13 protein-coding genes are annotated in these 17,527 nt (G+C 68.2%); all 13 read right to left on the minus strand.

Features of this window, described 5'->3' with window-relative positions:
- Positions 1 to 38: 38 nt before the first annotated feature.
- Positions 39 to 1,256, minus strand: a complete 1,218-nt coding sequence (locus AC1VVG_RS34425) for a glycosyltransferase (RefSeq protein ID WP_063851157.1) — start codon at positions 1,254 to 1,256, stop codon at positions 39 to 41.
- Entirely contained in the window at positions 1,253 to 3,583 is a 2,331-nt protein-coding gene (locus AC1VVG_RS34430) for a DUF4838 domain-containing protein (protein WP_482837601.1), read from the minus strand. Before AC1VVG_RS34430 ends, AC1VVG_RS34425 begins: the two co-directional genes overlap by 4 nt.
- Positions 3,580 to 4,410 (minus strand): glycosyltransferase family 2 protein, encoded by an 831-nt coding sequence (locus AC1VVG_RS34435; protein WP_034190967.1) that lies wholly within the window; start codon positions 4,408 to 4,410, stop codon positions 3,580 to 3,582. Before AC1VVG_RS34435 ends, AC1VVG_RS34430 begins: the two co-directional genes overlap by 4 nt.
- A gap of 68 nt (positions 4,411 to 4,478) precedes the next feature.
- Positions 4,479 to 5,549 (minus strand): glycosyltransferase family 4 protein, encoded by a 1,071-nt coding sequence (locus AC1VVG_RS34440; RefSeq protein ID WP_049036126.1) that lies wholly within the window; start codon positions 5,547 to 5,549, stop codon positions 4,479 to 4,481.
- A gap of 3 nt (positions 5,550 to 5,552) precedes the next feature.
- Positions 5,553 to 6,389: a glycosyltransferase family 2 protein gene (locus tag AC1VVG_RS34445; RefSeq protein WP_034190966.1), complete on the minus strand. Its 837-nt coding sequence runs from the start codon at positions 6,387 to 6,389 to the stop codon at positions 5,553 to 5,555.
- Positions 6,386 to 7,612: a hypothetical protein gene (locus AC1VVG_RS34450; RefSeq protein WP_059557911.1), complete on the minus strand. Its 1,227-nt coding sequence runs from the start codon at positions 7,610 to 7,612 to the stop codon at positions 6,386 to 6,388. Before AC1VVG_RS34450 ends, AC1VVG_RS34445 begins: the two co-directional genes overlap by 4 nt.
- Entirely contained in the window at positions 7,609 to 9,138 is a 1,530-nt protein-coding gene (locus AC1VVG_RS34455) for an oligosaccharide flippase family protein (RefSeq protein WP_049036127.1), read from the minus strand. The genes AC1VVG_RS34450 and AC1VVG_RS34455 overlap by 4 nt, the downstream gene beginning before the upstream one ends.
- Positions 9,122 to 11,353, minus strand: a complete 2,232-nt coding sequence (locus AC1VVG_RS34460; RefSeq protein ID WP_059557913.1) for a polysaccharide biosynthesis tyrosine autokinase — start codon at positions 11,351 to 11,353, stop codon at positions 9,122 to 9,124. Before AC1VVG_RS34460 ends, AC1VVG_RS34455 begins: the two co-directional genes overlap by 17 nt.
- 32 nt (positions 11,354 to 11,385) lie before the next feature.
- On the minus strand, positions 11,386 to 12,546 hold the full coding sequence (locus AC1VVG_RS34465; protein ID WP_059558007.1) for a polysaccharide biosynthesis/export family protein: 1,161 nt from the start codon (positions 12,544 to 12,546) through the stop codon (positions 11,386 to 11,388).
- A gap of 119 nt (positions 12,547 to 12,665) precedes the next feature.
- Positions 12,666 to 13,064 carry a hypothetical protein gene (locus tag AC1VVG_RS34470; RefSeq protein WP_034190963.1) on the minus strand — a complete coding sequence of 133 codons (399 nt, stop codon included), beginning with the start codon at positions 13,062 to 13,064 and terminating at the stop codon, positions 12,666 to 12,668.
- Positions 13,064 to 13,516 carry an arsenate reductase/protein-tyrosine-phosphatase family protein gene (locus AC1VVG_RS34475; protein ID WP_059557916.1) on the minus strand — a complete coding sequence of 151 codons (453 nt, stop codon included), beginning with the start codon at positions 13,514 to 13,516 and terminating at the stop codon, positions 13,064 to 13,066. The genes AC1VVG_RS34470 and AC1VVG_RS34475 overlap by 1 nt, the downstream gene beginning before the upstream one ends.
- Before the next feature lie 8 nt (positions 13,517 to 13,524).
- On the minus strand, positions 13,525 to 14,895 hold the full coding sequence (locus AC1VVG_RS34480; RefSeq protein ID WP_034190961.1) for an undecaprenyl-phosphate glucose phosphotransferase: 1,371 nt from the start codon (positions 14,893 to 14,895) through the stop codon (positions 13,525 to 13,527).
- Positions 14,896 to 14,936: 41 nt separating this feature from the next.
- Positions 14,937 to 16,460, minus strand: coding sequence for a mannose-1-phosphate guanylyltransferase/mannose-6-phosphate isomerase (locus AC1VVG_RS34485; RefSeq protein WP_069706599.1), 1,524 nt, complete (start codon positions 16,458 to 16,460; stop codon positions 14,937 to 14,939).
- Positions 16,461 to 17,527 lie beyond the last annotated feature (1,067 nt).

Genomic DNA, 17,527 nt, shown 5'->3' on the forward strand with positions numbered 1-17,527 from the left:
TCCCCTGGTTGGTTCGATGGTTTCGATGGATGCATCCGTCACGCGTGCGCTGCAACCGGCCGCCGCCGGAGCGTCTCGCGCAGGACATCCAGCTGCGTTTCGTGCCAGGCCAGCGCGGCGGCGCGTGCGGCGGCCCCCTGCGCGACACGCTGCGCGCGGTCCGTCGCGAGCCGGACGACCGCATCCGAGAAGCCCTGCGGATCGCCGTCCCGCACGACGGTCACACCGCGCAGGTCCTGTTCGCCTAGGCCGCGCGCGCCGGTCCGCGTGCTGACGATCGGCACGCCGAGCGCCATGCTCTCGAGCAGCTTGATGTTGATGCCGGTGCCGAGCAGCATCGGATTGATCGAGATCGGCGCGATCGCGAACGCGTCGCCCAGCTCGGCGACGGTGCCGCGCTTGACGAGGTGCGGACCGTCCGGCACGGCCGCCGCGATCGTGCCGGCGAGATGCAGGCGAAATGCCGGCAGCCGCGCCACGACATGCGGCAGGATCTCGTCGACGAAGTACTTCACGGCGTCGCGGTTCGGCTGGTTGTCGCTGCCGAGAAAGGTCGCGTCGGCATGCCCGGCGCAGTCCACCTGCGGCGGAAACGCGAGCAGGTGACTGAGGACCGCGACCGACGGCGTGTCGCCGCCGCCGAGGCGTGCCGTCAGCGCGTCGCCCTCCTCGGCCTGGATCGCCAGCGCGACATGCGCACGGCGCAATCCGTCGCATTCCCGTTCCGGCGGAATCGAAAACATGTAGCGCTTCGCACCGGGGCGGCCGATAAACGGCACGTGCCGGTCCGCGAAGATGTCGTGCGTGTCGACGACCTTCACGACCGAATCGGGAAACGCATCGAGCGCACGCGAATAGAACACGTATTCGACGAACACGGCGTCAAACGCGTGGCGGTGCTGCAGCGCGCGCAACTGCGCGGAGAAGCTGTCGCTGAACAGCTCGTCGAGCCCCGTGTAATACGCATGCCGGCTGCCGGCCGCTTTCGCGGCGAGGCGACGCGCAAGCCACGCGACCCGCTTGAACCGATAGCGCGCCAGCGCCAGGCCCGCGCGACGCAATACCGACACGCGGTCCGCGCCGAACTCCTCGCGATGCGCGTCGAGATCCATGCCGCCCGTCTGGCGCGATTCCAGATAGACGAAATGCACATCGCAGCCGAGCGACCTCACCGCCCGCGCGAGATTCAGGACGCGACTGCGATTGCCCGCGTTGACGGGAAACAGCGGAATCGGCGAAACGATGGCGACTTTCATGAAGCGTTTCCTTGAAGCGGAGCGGGCGGCGGCGTGTCATCCGGCGCACGGTGACGAATGGCGACGAACGCCCCCACGCGCACGGACTGTCCTCGCGCGAAGCCGACGCCGTGGACATAGATGCCTTTCTCGTGATCGGCGTCGTACCTGAACGGGCCGCCCGGCACGGGCAGCCACCGGAATCGCGCGTCGTCGAGCGTGCGCGCCGGCGTGTCGGTGCGCAGCGTCATCGGCGGGTACGCGCCGACGCGCACGGCGGCCGCGCCTGCCCCGCCGCCTTCCGGCACGCGCACCGATGCGTAGAGATCCCAGCGCCCGTCGCGCGGCAGCTTGTCGAGCTTGAGCTGGACCGCCCATGCGCCCGAATCGCCGCGCATCGCGATCGCGGCGCCGTCGAGCGAACCCGGATCGGCCACCAAACGCGCGCTGTCGTAGAGGTTCACGCGCGACACGTCGATCGCGCGCCAGTCGCCGTCGGCCAGACCCGCCACGAGCGGCGGCGCGACGACGGGATGCCGGTCGATATCGAGCAACGCGCCGAGTGCCGCGAGATTGCCGCTTTGCCGATACTGACGAATGCCTGCTGCCGCGATCGCCGCGTCGAGACGGGCGCGTCGCGCGCCGACGTCGAGGTCCCAGCCGTCCTTCGCGGCGCGCGCCGCGTAGCGCTCGCGCAGGGCCAGGATCACAAAATCGAGCGGCACGCGCGCCTGTCGCACGCGCGCGCCGCGCACGGCGTCGCCGTCGACGGCACGGGCGGCCGCGTCGAAATCACGTTCCGCCTCGCGAACGAAGTCGTACGTGTACATCGACATGCCGACCGGCGTCTGCTCGGCGAGCACGTCGCCGCTCGCGCGCAGCGCCGCATGCATGCGGTCGATATAGCGCATGACGGCCGGGGCCGCCGCACCGTAGTAGGCGTCGCAATATTCGCGGACGAGCGCACGCGGGTCCGCCGTCGGCGTCCACAGCATCCGTGCGATCAGCCACACGCGCAGGCTCGCGAATTCGCCGCCGCGCGACTGCCAGTCGCCCTCCGCGAAGTAGCCGTCGACGTTCGGCAACGTGGCGAGCCACGCAATGCTGCGGCCGACCGGATAGAGATTCGGCGTCGGCTGCAGGTAGCCGCCGAAGTTCACGACGTGATCCCAGACGGTGACGTGCCGCGCGATCTGGTTCCATTGCTTCAGGCCGTCGCGCAGCCGCGCGTTGCGGTCCTCGTTCAGCGCGACGCTGTAGTCGACCTGGATCGTCATCGGATAGACGCGGACGTGATCCGGCACCTGCATGCCGTCCGGCGGCGTGAAGCCCCAGTGATAGGCCGGCATCGCGAAACGCGCGCCCGGCACCGCGGCCCGGACCTGCGCCGACACGTCCCGCACCATGTCGAGAAACGCGGCCGACAGCGCGCCGCCGTGCGTATCGGCGAACGCGCGACTCGCCTGATCGGGGTCCCAGCCCCAGTCCATGTCGCGGATGCCGAACCAGATGCTGCCCGGATCGGGCAAACGCTTCAGCCGCTTCACGATCTCGGCGGCCATGGTGGCGCGGACGTCGGCCGACATCATCGCGAGTTGCCCGCCCGCATACCAGGACGGGTGAGCGGCCGCGTAGCGGTCGCGCGGCACGAGCGTCCAGAAGTCGGCGTCGCCATCCCGCGCGAGCCAGCTGCGATCCCACATGTCGATCCCGGGCGGGGACGCGCGGTACGACGTCCCGTGCGACTCGCCATTCAGCAGGTTATGCGCGCGAAACGGCTTGTCCTCGCTTTCCGCACTCAATACCTCGCGATACGCGAAGCGCGGAACCTGTCGCACCGGTGCCGCATCGACCCGCAGTTCCGCCTGCCGGGGCACTTCGGTTGCATCGGGCGCGAGCCACTTCACGCCGAGCTTGCGGTCGAGCCACCAGTACGCGCCGAACAGCGTGCCGCGCGGCGTCCCACCGGCGATGACGAGGTCGGCGCCGCTGCGGCAGACGACGAAGCCGTCGCTGCCGAGCCCCGCCGCGTTGGCCGGCCCGCATCGTTGCGCCGCATGCTCGCCGCCGACGACGATCGCGGGTGTCCGGTCCTGGCCGTCGTCCGACACGGCGAACGACGCGCCGCTGATGCGCGACAGGTAGTCGGCAATCTCGTCGGCCGCGTGCCGTGTGACGGCATCCGCCGCACCGGCGCGCACGCCGTAGCGCGCGACGCCGTCCCGCGCGAGCAGCACGCGCGACGCCGGCGGCACGGGCTGCGCGCCATCCGCGCCGTGCATGACCAGCGCGTACAGCGCGGCGGCCACGGCACACCGGACGACGCGAGACGGACGGACTGGCGTCATTGCCGGGCGATCCGCGACACGCCGGGCGGCAACGACAACGGCACGTGGAATTTGCGATAGAACCGCCACAGACTGCGCAGATGATGGCGTCCCGCACGGGAGACGGGGCTCGCCGCCGACTGCCGCTGATGCTCGTGCACGAGCGTGACGCCCGGCATGCCGAGCACGCGATAACCGGCAAGCCAGGTCCGTGCGCACAGATCGACATCCTCCATGTAGAGGAAATACGATTCGTCCATGCCGCCGAGCGACTCGAACAGGTCGCGTCGCACCACGAACCCCGTTCCCATCACCCATTCGGCGTCGAACGGGCTGCCGCACGACCAGGCATCGATCATCAGATGCCGAGCCATCCGCGCGCGGAAGCGGTTCGAGCGGCCGAGCGCGGTGCGGCGCGCCAGGATGTCGAGCCAGCTGTAGAACCGTCGTGCCGAATACTGGCGGCGGCCGTCGGGATACTGCAGATCGAGCCCGACGAGCCCGGCCTCCGGGCGCGCGTCGAGCAGGTCCAGCACCCTGGCCAGCCCGTTCTCGCTGAAACGCGTATCGGGATTGACCACCAGCACGTAGTCGCGCCGGCAGGCGGCCATGCCGAAGTTCACACCCGACCCGAAACCGCGATTGCATGCGGCACGCAACAGCCTCACGCCGTGCGGCAGTTCGCGTCGCAACCGCGCATACGAGTCGTCCGGCGACGCATTCTCGACGACGACGATATCGTCGGCAAACGCGACGCGTAACGACGTCAATGACGCCACGCATCGTATCGTCAGGTCGGGCGTGCCGTAATTGACGACGATGACGCTGATTCTTCCTTCCGTTTCCATCGTGATACCCCCGCGCCGTGATTGATGGTGTCGGCCGGTTTGCCCGGCTCTGTTGATTGACGGGCGCGTCATGCCGACGCGCCGACCTGCTCGACGAGCCGCCAGAACTTGCTCGCCGATGCGTTCCAGTCGAACCGGTGGATCTGCTCCCGGCCCCGCGCGACGAGCGCGTCGCGCGATGCGGCCTCCGTGCCGAGCCGGCGCATCGCGACCGCGATGTCGACGACCGACAGCGGATTGACGAGCATCGCGGCGGCCCCTGCCACTTCCGGCATCGCCGACACGATCGACGTCAGCACGGGCACGTCGGACGCCATCGCCTCGAGAATCGGCAAGCCGAAACCTTCGTACTGCGATACGAACGCGACGAACAGCGCGCCACGGTACAGCTTCGGCATCGCATCGTTCGGCAGGACCCCCGCGAACACGAGCCCGTCGGCGCACCGGTGCTGCGCGGCATGCGCAAGCAGCGCCGGGTCGGGTTCGCCGGTCAGCATCAGGCGCACGCCGAGCGGCAACAGCCCGCTCGCGCCGAACGCCTCGATCAGCCGGTGCAGGTTCTTGTAGTTGCGCCGGTTGCCCGGATACAGCACGTACGGAAATGGATAGCCGAGCGTGTCGCGATTGCGCCGGTACGCGTCGTCGGTGCCGTTGTGGATCGCGTGAACGCGCTCGGGCGGCATGCCCGACCAGCGCAGGAATTCGTCGCGCGTGAACTCGGACACGCAGACGATCGCCGTGCAACGCCGGTACAGCGGCCGGAGGATCGTGTCGTAGTAGAAGCGGTGCGCGCGCGTATAGAAATGGCGATGCGTGAGGTCGTGCACGACGACGACCGACGGGAAATCGGGCAACGTGGCCGGAACGAACCCGGGATTCCAGAACACTGCATTGCGGGCCGGCAGCCGCCGCAGCGCCCGGCTCAACGCCAGCGGCGACAACGGATGCGCGACACCGCCGCCGACCGTCAGCGGCGCGATGCGCACGGTCGACGGTGCACGCTCGGCATAGGCCGCCATCACGTTGTGGATGCCGGTGCCGACCGGCCAGCGCGTGTCGGTGTAGACCGTGAGCGGTGCGCGCTCGACGCGACCGGCGCGATCGGCGCTGTCCGTCGACGGGGAGAGGATCGTGCTCATCGTTCAGTCCATCCAGCCCAGCAGCCGATGCGATGCGGCGATCCAGTAGTACTTCGCCCGGCGGGGATTGCGGCGCGCGCACGACAGCACGCAGCCGGCCACGGGCCGCGCGATCATGTAGAGGACGTACGCGAGCGGATAGCGATTGATGCGCAGCACGTGCCCGAACCCGCGGTTGTAGCGTCGTCCGCGCGCATACGCATGCTCGTCGAGCACGGCCAGCGGCTCGGGATGATGCACGCGCAGGTGCGGGTCGTAGTCGATCCGGCATCCGGCCCGCAACGCGCGGACCAGGAAATCCACCTCTTCCCCCGCGCCCCAGCGCGAGGTCGCGCCGACGCCCAGGTCGACGTCGAACTGCCCCGCCGCGGCGACGGCAGTCCGGCGCAGGAAGATCGTGTACGACGTCGCGCACACCCACACGTTGAAACGGTTCACGGTCTGCGCCGACGTCGCCCATCGTCCTTGCGACGGCCTGCCCGCGGCGTCGACGCTCATCCCGGTCATGCCGTCGATCGTGCTGTCGGCCGACAGGCGCGCCGCGACCGCATGGAGCATCCCGGGCCGATACCAGCAGTCGTCGTCGGGAAAGCCGACCACGTCGCCCGTCACGGCCTTCAGCCCGACGTTCGTCGCACGCGACTTGCCCTTCTCCGATCGCAGGTGGACGATGGTCAGCCGGTCGCGATACCGGTCGACGATCCGCTCGACGCGATCGTCCGGATTCTGGTCGACGACGATGACTTCGAGGTCGGCATAGGCCTGCAGCAGCAGCGAGTCGAACATGCGCTCGATCTCGTCGCTGCGGCCGAGCGTCGCCATGATGAGGGAGAATTTCATCGAATAGACCCGGACGGAAAAAAGGATCGGGGCCGCGCGACGCGCGGCGCGGTGCGTGCTTTGCGGGGTGCCGCCCGAGGAGCGAGGGCGAACGACGCGAGGTAGCCGATGAACAGGTACGACGTTTCGCTCTGGTGCATCGGGTTGATCAGCGACCAGGCGGCGATCGGCGCCAGCATGACCATCGCGCGCCGGCCCTGGCCGAGGCCGCCGAAGAACACCGCCCACGCGAGCAGCCCGATCGGGCCGGCGACCAGCATCAGGTCCAGCGGCGCGCAGAAGACGGCGCTCGTGCCCTCGCCGAGCCCGCGCACGGCGACGGCCGAGTGCGAGAAGTAGTGTTCGACGAAGCCGAAGCCGTGACCGATCCAGTCGCGGCCGACCAGCTTGATCGATTCCGTGAAGGCCAGCCCGCGCTCCTGCTGCAGGCGGACCTGCAACTGGTCGCCGGTCAGCTCGCGCGTGAACATGTACAGATAGAACCCGGCGCCGGCGGCCATCGTCAGCGCTTTCGCGAAGAAGTAGCCGCGCACCTGGAACAGGATCACGATCGCGCACGCGATCAGCACCGTCTTCGATTCGCTCAGCAGCGTCACGACCAGTGCGAGCACCACGAACTTCACGACGTCGGGAATGCGGCGCGGCGACTGCAGGAAACATGCATAGGCGCTCAGGAAGAAGAACGCGGCGAACCAGTTCCGCTCCTTGAACGAACCGTGAATCGCGTTCTGCATGAAATCGACTTTCTCGTACAGCACCGGGACGTCGAAGTGCTGCAGCGCATACTGGAACGCCAGGAATCCCGTGATCGCGACATAACCGAACGGCAGCGGCCGCTGGCGCGCCCGTGCGCCGTAGTAACGGCCGATCAGATAGAACGCCGGCATCACGAACACGAATTTCACGATCTGCTCGGCCGCCTTGAAGTGCGGATAGCCGGACAGGAACGTCGTCGACAGCGCGGCGCCGACGAACAGCGTGAAGGTCCAGATTTCCCATGCGCCGACGGGGATCCGGCGCCGCACCAGCAGCACCGGCAGCACGAGCACCGCGAACAGCTGGCCGAGTTGCGCGCCGCCGATCTTCAGGAACTGGATCGCGTTCAGCAGCAGCAGCACGAGCAGCACGGCATCCGCGAGATCGAAGCGCGCGCGCGGCGCGGCCGGCGCCGCACCGGGCGACGCCGCATGCTGCCGCGGCACCTGCCGGACGAGGCCGTTCATGCCGCTTTCCTCGCATCGCGCAACGCGATCAGCATCGACACGGTTTGCCGGGCGGCCTGACGACGCAGCATCCAGGTCGCGCCGGCATACGCGGCGACGAAGCAGACGATCAGCAGGACCAACCGGGCCATGACCGGCACGCCGCCGAGCCATGCGCCGAGCCGCGAGACGAGCAGCGCGCAGCCGAGCGCGATCAGATAGGGCGGCACGAGCCGTCCCAGCAGGCGGCCCGGGTCGACCGACAGTTCGACGACGACGGCGCCGAAGCTGAGCGGCGTGATGAACAGCACCGCACCGACGTACAGCCACGCCAGCCCGGCGACATCGTGCGACGGCAGACACAGCATCGCGCCCAGCACCAGCACGAGCTTGACGACCGTCAGCCACATCGTGACGCCGGGGCGGCCGCGCGCCGACAGGAATGCGCCGTTGACGAACTGGACCGTCTGGACTGCGCCGAGCGCCATCAGCGGCGTCATGACCGCGGCACTGTCGGCCCAGCGCGCGCCGAACAGCACGATGGTGATGTCGCGGCTCATGACGGCCATCAGCACGAACAGCGGCGCCGCGGCCATCGCGGCCAGCCCCGTGACGTCGAGGTAGGTGGCCGCCATTTTCCCGGCGTCGTGCGCGACGCGCGACAGCACCGCGAGCGCGACGTCGGTCGCGGCGCGGCACAGCAGTTCCAGCGCCGTCTGGTAGAGCCGCGCGCCGATCGCGTAGATGCCCAGCCCGGCCGCGCCGTACAGCGCGACGACGATCAGGTCGACGGTGCGCGTCGCCCACCAGTCGATCAGCCGCGCCGCGACGACGTGGCCGCCGAAGCGCGCGATGGGCCAGAAAGTCGACGCGTTGCGCCGGCCGCGCGGACGCCAGACCGGTTTGCGCCAGAGCCAGAACGCGGACATCGTCATGAAGGTCGCCGCCTGCGCGATCAGGCTCCACGCACCGGCACCCGCCACCGCCAGCGCGACCGCCACGGCGCCCGCGACGCTCACCGCCACGAGTTGACGCATCGCCAGCGTGCGGAAATCCAGCCGCCGCTTGTACAGTCCCTCCTGGAACGAACTGGCCGAGCCGATCGGGACGAATACGCAGGCCACCCGCAGGTAAGGCGCGAGGCCCGGTACGCCCAGCCAGGTCTCGACATGCCCGGCCATGGCGAACAGCACGGCCGCGAGCACGACGGCCATCGCGATCGACAACACGAACGGCCATTCGAGATCGTCGTCGTCGAGCGTCGCGCGCTGCACCACCGCGTCGCCCAGCCCGCCCTCGGCGATCATCAGGACCAGCGACAGCGACAGCGTGACGGCCGCCGCGAGCCCGACGTCGGCCGGGCCGAGCCAGCGCGCGACCAGCAGGTACGTGACGAGCGTGACGAGCTTGCCGCCCCAGGCCTGCACCAGCGCCCATGCCAGGCCGCGCACGGTGCGCGCGCCGAGCCGCTCGCCGCCGGACCACGCATGGCCGTTCGCGGCGCGCGGCGCAAGGTCGCGCAGCGCGGGCTCAGTGCTCGGTTTCATACGCGTAGTTCCCTTCGCCATACGCACCGTAGACGGCCTGACGCCGCGGCACGTCGTTCAGCACGACGCCGCTGATCGCGATGCCCGCGTTGCGCAGGCGACGTTCGGCCTCGCGGATCTCCGGCATCGAACTGCGGCCATGCCGGACGCACAGCAGCGTCGTCGCGCCGTGGCGGCCGATGGACGCCGCGTCGTGCAGCGCGAGGATCGGCGCCGTATCGACGATAACGATGTCGTAGAGCCGCGACGCCGTGTCGAGCAGCCCCTTGAAGCGGCCGTCGGTGAACAGCTCCGAGGTGCGCGCAACCGCACCGCGCGCCAGCACATCGACGCCGGCGATTGCCGAACGCTGCACGCCGCGCTCGAGCGTGCCGCTCGCGATCGCGTCGGGCAGGCCCGGCGCCGGTTGCAAGCCGAAGTGACGGTGCGCCTGGCCGCGGCGGATATCCGCGTCGATCAGCAGCACGCGCTTGCCGCCCGAAGCGAACAGCGACGCCAGGTTCGCGCAAAGGAACGATTTGCCCGCATTGGGCTGCGGGCTCGTGACCATGATCACGTGGTGCCCCGACTCGGACAGCGTGAACTGCAGCGTCGTGCGCAGGCTGCGGATCGCGTCGACGGTCACGTCCTCGGGAATTTCCGACGCGAGCACATGCGCGCCCTGGGCCGCGCGTTGCTGGCTTCGCACCAGGCGTCGCTGCTCGCGGCTGTGCGGGACCACCGCATAGACCGGCACGCCCAGCGCCTGCTCGAGGTGCTCGGAGTGCTCGACGCGCCCCCAAACCGCGCGTTGCGCGAACGGGGCAGCCACGCCCAGAGCGAGCCCGACACACAGCGACAGCGCGACCAGCAGCAGGCGCTTGGGCTTGACCGGCTTCACCGGCAGCACCGGCTCGTCGACGGCCCGCACGTTGCCGATCTCGCTTTGCCGGGCGATCTTGAGCTGTTGCGCGGTATTCAACAGGTTGGTGTACAGCTCGGTGTTGACGCGCACGTCGCGCAGCACCGCGAGACCTTCCCGCTCCGTACCCGGCAACCTTGCTTCGAGCGCCTTCAGTTCCTGTGCCTTGCCCGCCAGTTCCGCGAGGTTGGCGTCGAGGGCCTGCACGGCCGGATGGCCATCGGCGAATCGCGCGATCAGGTCGACGCGCTTCTGCTTGAGTTCGAGCGTGCGCGTCTCGATGTCCACTTCCTGACCGAGCAGCAACTTGCCCTGTTCGTCGAGGTCGACCGTGCGCGTACGCGAACGAAATGCCGCGTACCGTTCCTCGGCATCCTTCAGCGTCTTCTCGACCGTCGGCATGCTGGCCTCGAGCGATTTCAGCGTCGCGGCGGCCTCCTCGCTCCGGTAATCGCGGTTCTGCGCGACATAACCGTCGACCACGGCCTTCAGGATTTCCCGGATGCGCGCCTTGTCGTCACCCTCGAGCGTGACGGACAGGATGCCGGACTGCTTGGCCTTCTCCTCGACGGTCAGATCGTCCTGGAGTTGCGACACCGCCTCGAGCTGCGGGATGCGCTTGAGCCGCAGCACCGTGCCCGGGCGGGCATCGAGATCCGCGACCAGCAGCGTCAGCGGCTGTCCCTTGAACGCCCCGTGCGCCGGCACGCCCACCGCGCCCTTCAGCACGACGTCGTCGTCCTCGTCCCGAAGCACGTAGCGACCGCCGCCTTCGGCTGTCACGGTGAACCCGATCCCGTCCAGCACGTCGATGCCGTCGTGGCTCTTCTTGCCGACCGTCCCGAACGCGGCGACGTTGAACCGCTCGCCGCCCCATGCAAACCGCGACAACCCCCACAGCGGCGGCGCCACGCCGTCGTCCCGGTAGCGGCGTGCGACCCAGCGGCCGATCAACGGGAAATAGCGCGGTTCGGCGATGATGTTGAGATGCTGCTTCGACACGACCTGGTCGATCACCATGCGCGCGCGCACGAGTTCGAGTTCGGCGGCGGTCGTGCTGCCGTTGTCGAGCAATGCCGCGATGTCGTGCAGCGGCGAATTGCCGGCCGTCGTCGATTCGTTGACCTGGATCGTCGCGTCGACCCGGTAGATCGGCGTCGCGAACACGACGTACAGCAGCCCCAGCAGGAACACGCCGGCCGCGATGCCGAGTACCAGCCGCCACCGTGCCAGCACGATGTCGACGTACGACGAAAGGGGGGCCTCGTCGTACAACGCCGCGTCGTACAGCCGTGCTTCGGAAGGGTCGGTCATGGCAAATCCAGTGTCTATCGGGTTCCGGCGGTTCATTTCGCGACCAGCGCGCCGGTCATGCCGGCATTGATGGCGGGCAGCAGCAACGACAGCACGCGGCTGAGTCGGACGAGGCCGTTGCCGTCGACGTAGACGACGTCCTTCGGCGCGAGCCTGAAGTCGTTCGCGAGCACCATCGCGACCGGCGACTTCGCGTCGAGATGAAACACATCGGGCGTGCTCGAGCCGCGACCGCGAATCACATAGACCTGCGCGGTGTCGGCGGTGCCGCTGTTGAAGCTGCCGGCCTGCTGCAATGCGTCGCCGAGCGTCAACGAACCGTCGCGCAGCGGCAACGCGAGCGTCGGCTTCGCGACCTCGCCCATCACGAATGCACCGCTGTCCTCGCGCGACTGCACGCGCAGCACGTCCCGGTTGCGCAACAGGATGCGGGCCGGGTCGATCCGTCGTGCAACGAGCTGCGACAGATTCAGCACGTAATGCTCGTCGCCGCGCATCAGCTCGATCCGGCTACGGTCGGCCGTGGGTTGCAGGCCGCCCGCGCGATCGAGCGCCTCGATCAGCGTCATCGGCACGTCGTTGATCGGCTGGCCGCCCGGATTGCGCACTTCCCCCTCGACGTACACCTGCTGGCTGCGGTACGACGTCACGCGCACGGTGACCTGCGGATCGCGGAAGGTCTTCGTCAGCGCGACGCGAAACGCATCGCGGACCTCGGTCGTCGTCCGGCCCGCGACCGCGATCGTGCCGACATACGGAAACTGCACGCTCCCGGTGTCATCGACGACGAAGCCGTTGACGGGATCGCTCGGCCGTTGCGTCGACGACGACTGGCTCGTCGGCGCCGCGGCGGACAGCTCGGGGTGATCCCACACCGTGATCTGCAGCACGTCGCCGGCGCCGATCCGATAGCCGCCCTTCGCGCGCTCGCGCAGCAGCGTGTCGACGTTCTCGGCCGCATCGCTGTCGTCGCGCATCGATTTCAGCAGGTTGACGTCGATTTCCCGGATCGGCACATCGAGCGACCGCGCCGGCTCGCCGTTACGTGTGCTGGCCACCGGCAGTTCCTGCGAACCGGTCATTCGCATGCCGGGTGCGACCGCACATGCCGTCAGGAACACCGACAGCACGAGCGGCGCCAACGCGCGGCCCCGTCTGCTGCCTGTCGATATCACGTCGAATGCATTACCCATTGCTGCCTCGTCTGTCGCGCTGTCGTTCATGCCGTCCGTGGCGCGTTGCTCGCGGTTGTTTTCATGACGTCGATCGAGGGCGCGACTCGTCTCGCCCCCGTCCCGTGCCTGCCGATCGATCACCATGGCGAGCGGGACCAGGGCGGCACGATGCCCGGCCAGTCGCCCGCCGTGCCGCCGGCCCCGGCGGGTGTCCGAATCGGGACGCGTCGCGCACTGCGCGCGCGATGCACGGTCGGCATGCCCAGCGCATCGCTCGACAACGCACGCATCTGCCGCTCGACCGGCAGCGGCGCATAATTGCCGGCCGACGGCACGGCGACGCCGGATGCGACCGCCGGCTTCGCGATCGAACCGCGCCAGGGATTCGACGTGTGTGACGCGGGGTCCACAAGACCGGTGATCCACCGCGGCGGATTCGGCGCAGCGCTCGTCGCGGGGCGCGCCGCCGGCGCGCTACCATGCGCGGCCGACATGCACGCCAGGCCGGCGAGCAGCGCGAAGTGGCGAGCGCGCATCAGCGGCCTCCCCGTGCGATGGCCGCCGGAATCCGCGCGATCCAGTACGCGACCGCGCGCTCGATGTGATGCGCCACCGCATCGAACACGTCCGCCGACTTGCCGACGGGATCCGCGATATCGCGCTTCGTCGCATGGTCGAGCTGGAATACGCGACCCCGCGCGAACGGATAGCGGCGCTCGATCTCGCGGCATTGCACGAGCGTCATCGCGAGAATCAGCTGCGATGCGCGCACGTGGCCGAGATGCACCGGCTGCGCGATATGGGACGTGATGTCGAAGCCGCGTTCGCGCATGACGTCGATCGCGGCCTGTGCGGCCGGCCGCCCGGCCAGCGCGATCAGCCCGGCGCAATGCACGTGCACCGACGGCAGTGCGCGCGCCAGCATCGCGCTCGCCATCGGGCTGCGACATGCATTGCCGTCGCAAACGACCAGAATGCGTTCGATCATGGCCGGGCTCAGTAGGCGTTCGGATGAACGAAGCCCTTCAACACCGTGGCGGCGACAATCCTCATGTCGAGCCCGAAGGACCAGTTGCGCAGGTAATAGAGGTCGTGCTGCACACGGCCGACCATCTTGTCGAGGTGATCCGTTTCGCCGCGATAGCCGTTGACCTGCGCCCATCCGGTGATGCCGGGCTTGATCCGGTAACGATGGATGTAGCCCTCGACGAGCGGCCGGTACAGATCGTCGTGCTCGATCGCGTGCGGCCTCGGCCCGACGACCGACATGTCGCCGCGCAGCACGTTGAAGAACTGCGGCAGCTCGTCGAGGCTCGTGCGGCGCAGGAACGCGCCGATGCGCGTGATGCGCGCGTCGCCGCGCGTGGCCTGACGCACGATGCCGGCCTGTTCGGCGTGCACGCGCATCGTGCGGAACTTGTAGATCCTGAACACCCGGCCATCGGCGCCCTTCCGATACTGCGTAAACAACACCGGGCCCGGCGACGACAACTTGACCGCCAGCGCGATCAACCCGAGCAGCGGCGCCAGCGCGACGAGCGCCGCGGCCGCGAACACACGATCGAACAGCGCCTTCTGCATCAACGCGCGATGCGACATCGGCGACGCCACCAGGTTGATCGCGGGCATGCCGACGAGATCCATCATCGTTCCGCCGAGCAGCGCGATGCTGCACATGTCCGGCATGAAGCGGATATTGATCAGGTCGTCGCCGAACGTCTTCAGGACCCGCCGGATCGTCTGTTCCTCGGAGATCGGCAACGCGAGCCAGATTTCCGTCGCGGCTTCGGCGCGCACGGCCGCGGCGAACTCGGCGAAATCCGCGATCGCCGGGATGATGCCGCCGGCCCCGCCCGCGGGATCGTGGAGCACCACCGGGCGGAACCCGCTCGCAGGGGACAGCGCGAGCGTTTCGATCACCCGCACCGCATGCGCGCCGTTGCCGACGATCGCCACCTTGCGAAGATTCAGGCCGGCATGCCGCACGTGCGCGAGCATCGTGTAGGCAGCCAGGCGGATCACGACGAATCCGCATCCCGCGATCGCCGTCCAGTAGACGAACCACAGCCGCGACACGTGATCGACGCGATGCATCGCGAACAGCAGCACGAGATTGCCCGCCTGCACCGCGACCCATGCGGCACTGATGCGGCTGATCATCGCGATCCACGACCGCCCGCGCCACGACTGGTACACCTGAAATGCGGGAAAGACGGCAAGCGTCAGCATCGCGACGAACGGGACGACCATCGCGTCCGACCGGCCGAGCGTATCGTCATCGAACCGCACATGCGACGCGGCGGCCGCCGCCAGCACCACGACGAGTGCATCGAACAGGCGCGCAACAATCGACTGAACTCCGAACATGATTCTTCTCCAGGCGGCGCGCGACGGCGCCGCATTTGCCGTCACGCGCGCCCGTATGCATCGTCGAAGCGCACGATGTCGTCTTCGCCGAGATAGCTGCCGGTCTGCACTTCGATGATTTCCAGCGGCAAGCGCCCGGGGTTCTCGAGCCGGTGCCGCACGCCGATCGGGATGTAGGTCGATTCGTTTTCGCCGAGCAGGAATTGCTCGTCGCCGCGCGTGACGGTCGCGGTGCCTTTCACGACGGTCCAGTGCTCGGCGCGGTGATGGTGCATCTGCAACGACAGACGCGCGCCGGGATCCACCACGATCCGCTTGACCTGGAAGCGTTCGCCGCGGTCGACCGAGTCGTACCAGCCCCACGGGCGCCGCACGAGCCGGTGCGTCTCGGCTTCCGCGCCATGTTCGGCCTTGATCCGGGCCACGAGCGACCTGACGCCCTGAACGTGCTGCCGGTCCACGACCAGCACGGCGTCGGGCGTTTCCACCACCGCCACGTTGCTGACGCCGACACACGCGACGAGCCGGCCTTCCGAATGCGCATAGCACGCAGTCGCGTCCTCGAACATCACGCGTCCGCGCCCGGCGTTACCGTCCTCGTCCTTGTCGAGCGCGGCCCAGACGGCGTCCCACGACCCGAGGTCGGACCAGCCTGCATCCAGCGGCACCGCGACGGCCACCGGCGGTTCGGTCATCGCGGCCAGCCGCTCCATGACCGCGTAGTCGATCGAATCCGACGGGCTCGCGGCGAACGGCTCCGGCGCCGGGTGAAAGCAGCCGTCGTCCGCGCGGCCATCGCGGATCGCGGCGACGCACGCTGCGTGAATGTCCGGCGCAAGCGCCTCGATCGCGCGCAGCCAGACACTCGCCCGGACCACGTAAATGCCGCTGTTCCACCAGTGCGAGCCCGACGCGACGTACTGCGCCGCGATTTCCGGCGCGGGCTTTTCGACGAACGCATCGAGCGTGTAGCCGCCGGCGGCGCCGTCCAGCGAGACCTGGCCACCGGTACGCAGATAACCGAAGCCCGAATCGGCATGCGTCGGCCGGACGCCGAGCGTCGCGATGCACCCGAGCTGCGCGTAACGCAATGCGGTTGCCATCGCACGCTCGAAACCGGACGTGTCGTGGATCGCGTGATCGGCCGGCATGACGACCAGCACGGCGTCGCCGTGCTCGGCCAGCGCAAGGGCTGCCGCGAGCGTCATCGCGGGCGCCGTATCGCGGCGCGCCGGCTCGACGACCACGCGCGCCCGCAGGCCGCCGGCCGCAAGCTGCCGCACCGTGGTGTGCCGATGCGCGTCGCCGCATACGACCTGTGCAGCAGCCAGCCCGAATGCCGACCCGAGTCCGCTCACCCTGCGCAGCGTCGATTCGAGCAGCGTTTCGTCGCCGACGAGATGCGTGAGTTGTTTCGGGTGCTGCTCGCGGGACATCGGCCACAGCCGGGTTCCCGACCCGCCGGCCAGAACCACCGGCACCACCGCGCCCGCGGCGACACGATGCCGATCCTGAACGCCCGGATCGGCATGGCACGCCTTGTCGATCAACTCGATTTCACTCATCTCATGTACTCCTCAACATCCACCTTTCCCATCACGACACCGCATGGCACTGCCTGTCCCTTGCACCCATTGCCTCGCCTGCGAGCATGTCCGTGCTGACGCCGGACATGCTCCGCCCTCGGTATCCCGATACGTCGACAACATTCATCCCGGACGTCACCCGTCCATCGATGAATTAATCAATAAATTCGCATTCCTATATGTAGTGGAACGCGCGGTTACCGGACGAGCGATTCGATTCCCGCAAGGAACCGGGACGATGAACGGACTGCGAATTGCCTAGGCGCACGCCTCCGCACCGATGCACTGTCGCCGCGATGGCGTGTCGGCCCGGTTCGGCATGGCAATGAAAATGCCGCGTCCGAGCCATCCGGAACGGATTGGCGCATGAACGCGATTGATCACGTGAAGGCCCGGAATCGACCGCTTCGCCCCCGCGTCGCGTCCGGATATCGGAATAAGGATGTGATTCATGATCGGTCTAACGTTATGGTATTAACTACTTCGGCACGTGCCATTTAACGCACGATCCGTGCCATTGCGTCCCTTTCTTTTGCTGCAACGCAGAAAAACCTCGACAAACCAATGACCTATGTCCGGAATTGAAAAGGTATGAATAAATAGAAATAATCGTGTTTAACGTTTGCGGGGATGAAACGCTCTCGCCCGTTACGTAACGATGCGCCGTAACGCACGCCGGACGGGAACATGGCACGGAACACCCGGATCGTTGCGATTGCGGAACGGGTGCGGCCGGAGAGCGCGGCCTGAACGACAGATTCACCGCATATTGCAGCGCGTATCGGAATGCGGTGAATATCGGCGGCCGGTAATCCACAATCCAATCCAAAAAAACCTGTCAACCGATTTAAATACCGGCAAGGTGCGCTGGAAATGGCGGATGCCTCGCCATCGTTTGCATACGACAGCGCGACAAAAATGGATCGACGGCCGCGACGCATGACGCAAGCGGCGTGGAATCGAACGGGGAGCGTATCGGTCGCGCGCGCAGTGCGGCGCGTGTACAAGCCTGGACAGGCAGGGATCCCGGGATGTTTCGGATGTCG

Source organism: Burkholderia sp. L-4, assembly GCF_056856535.1.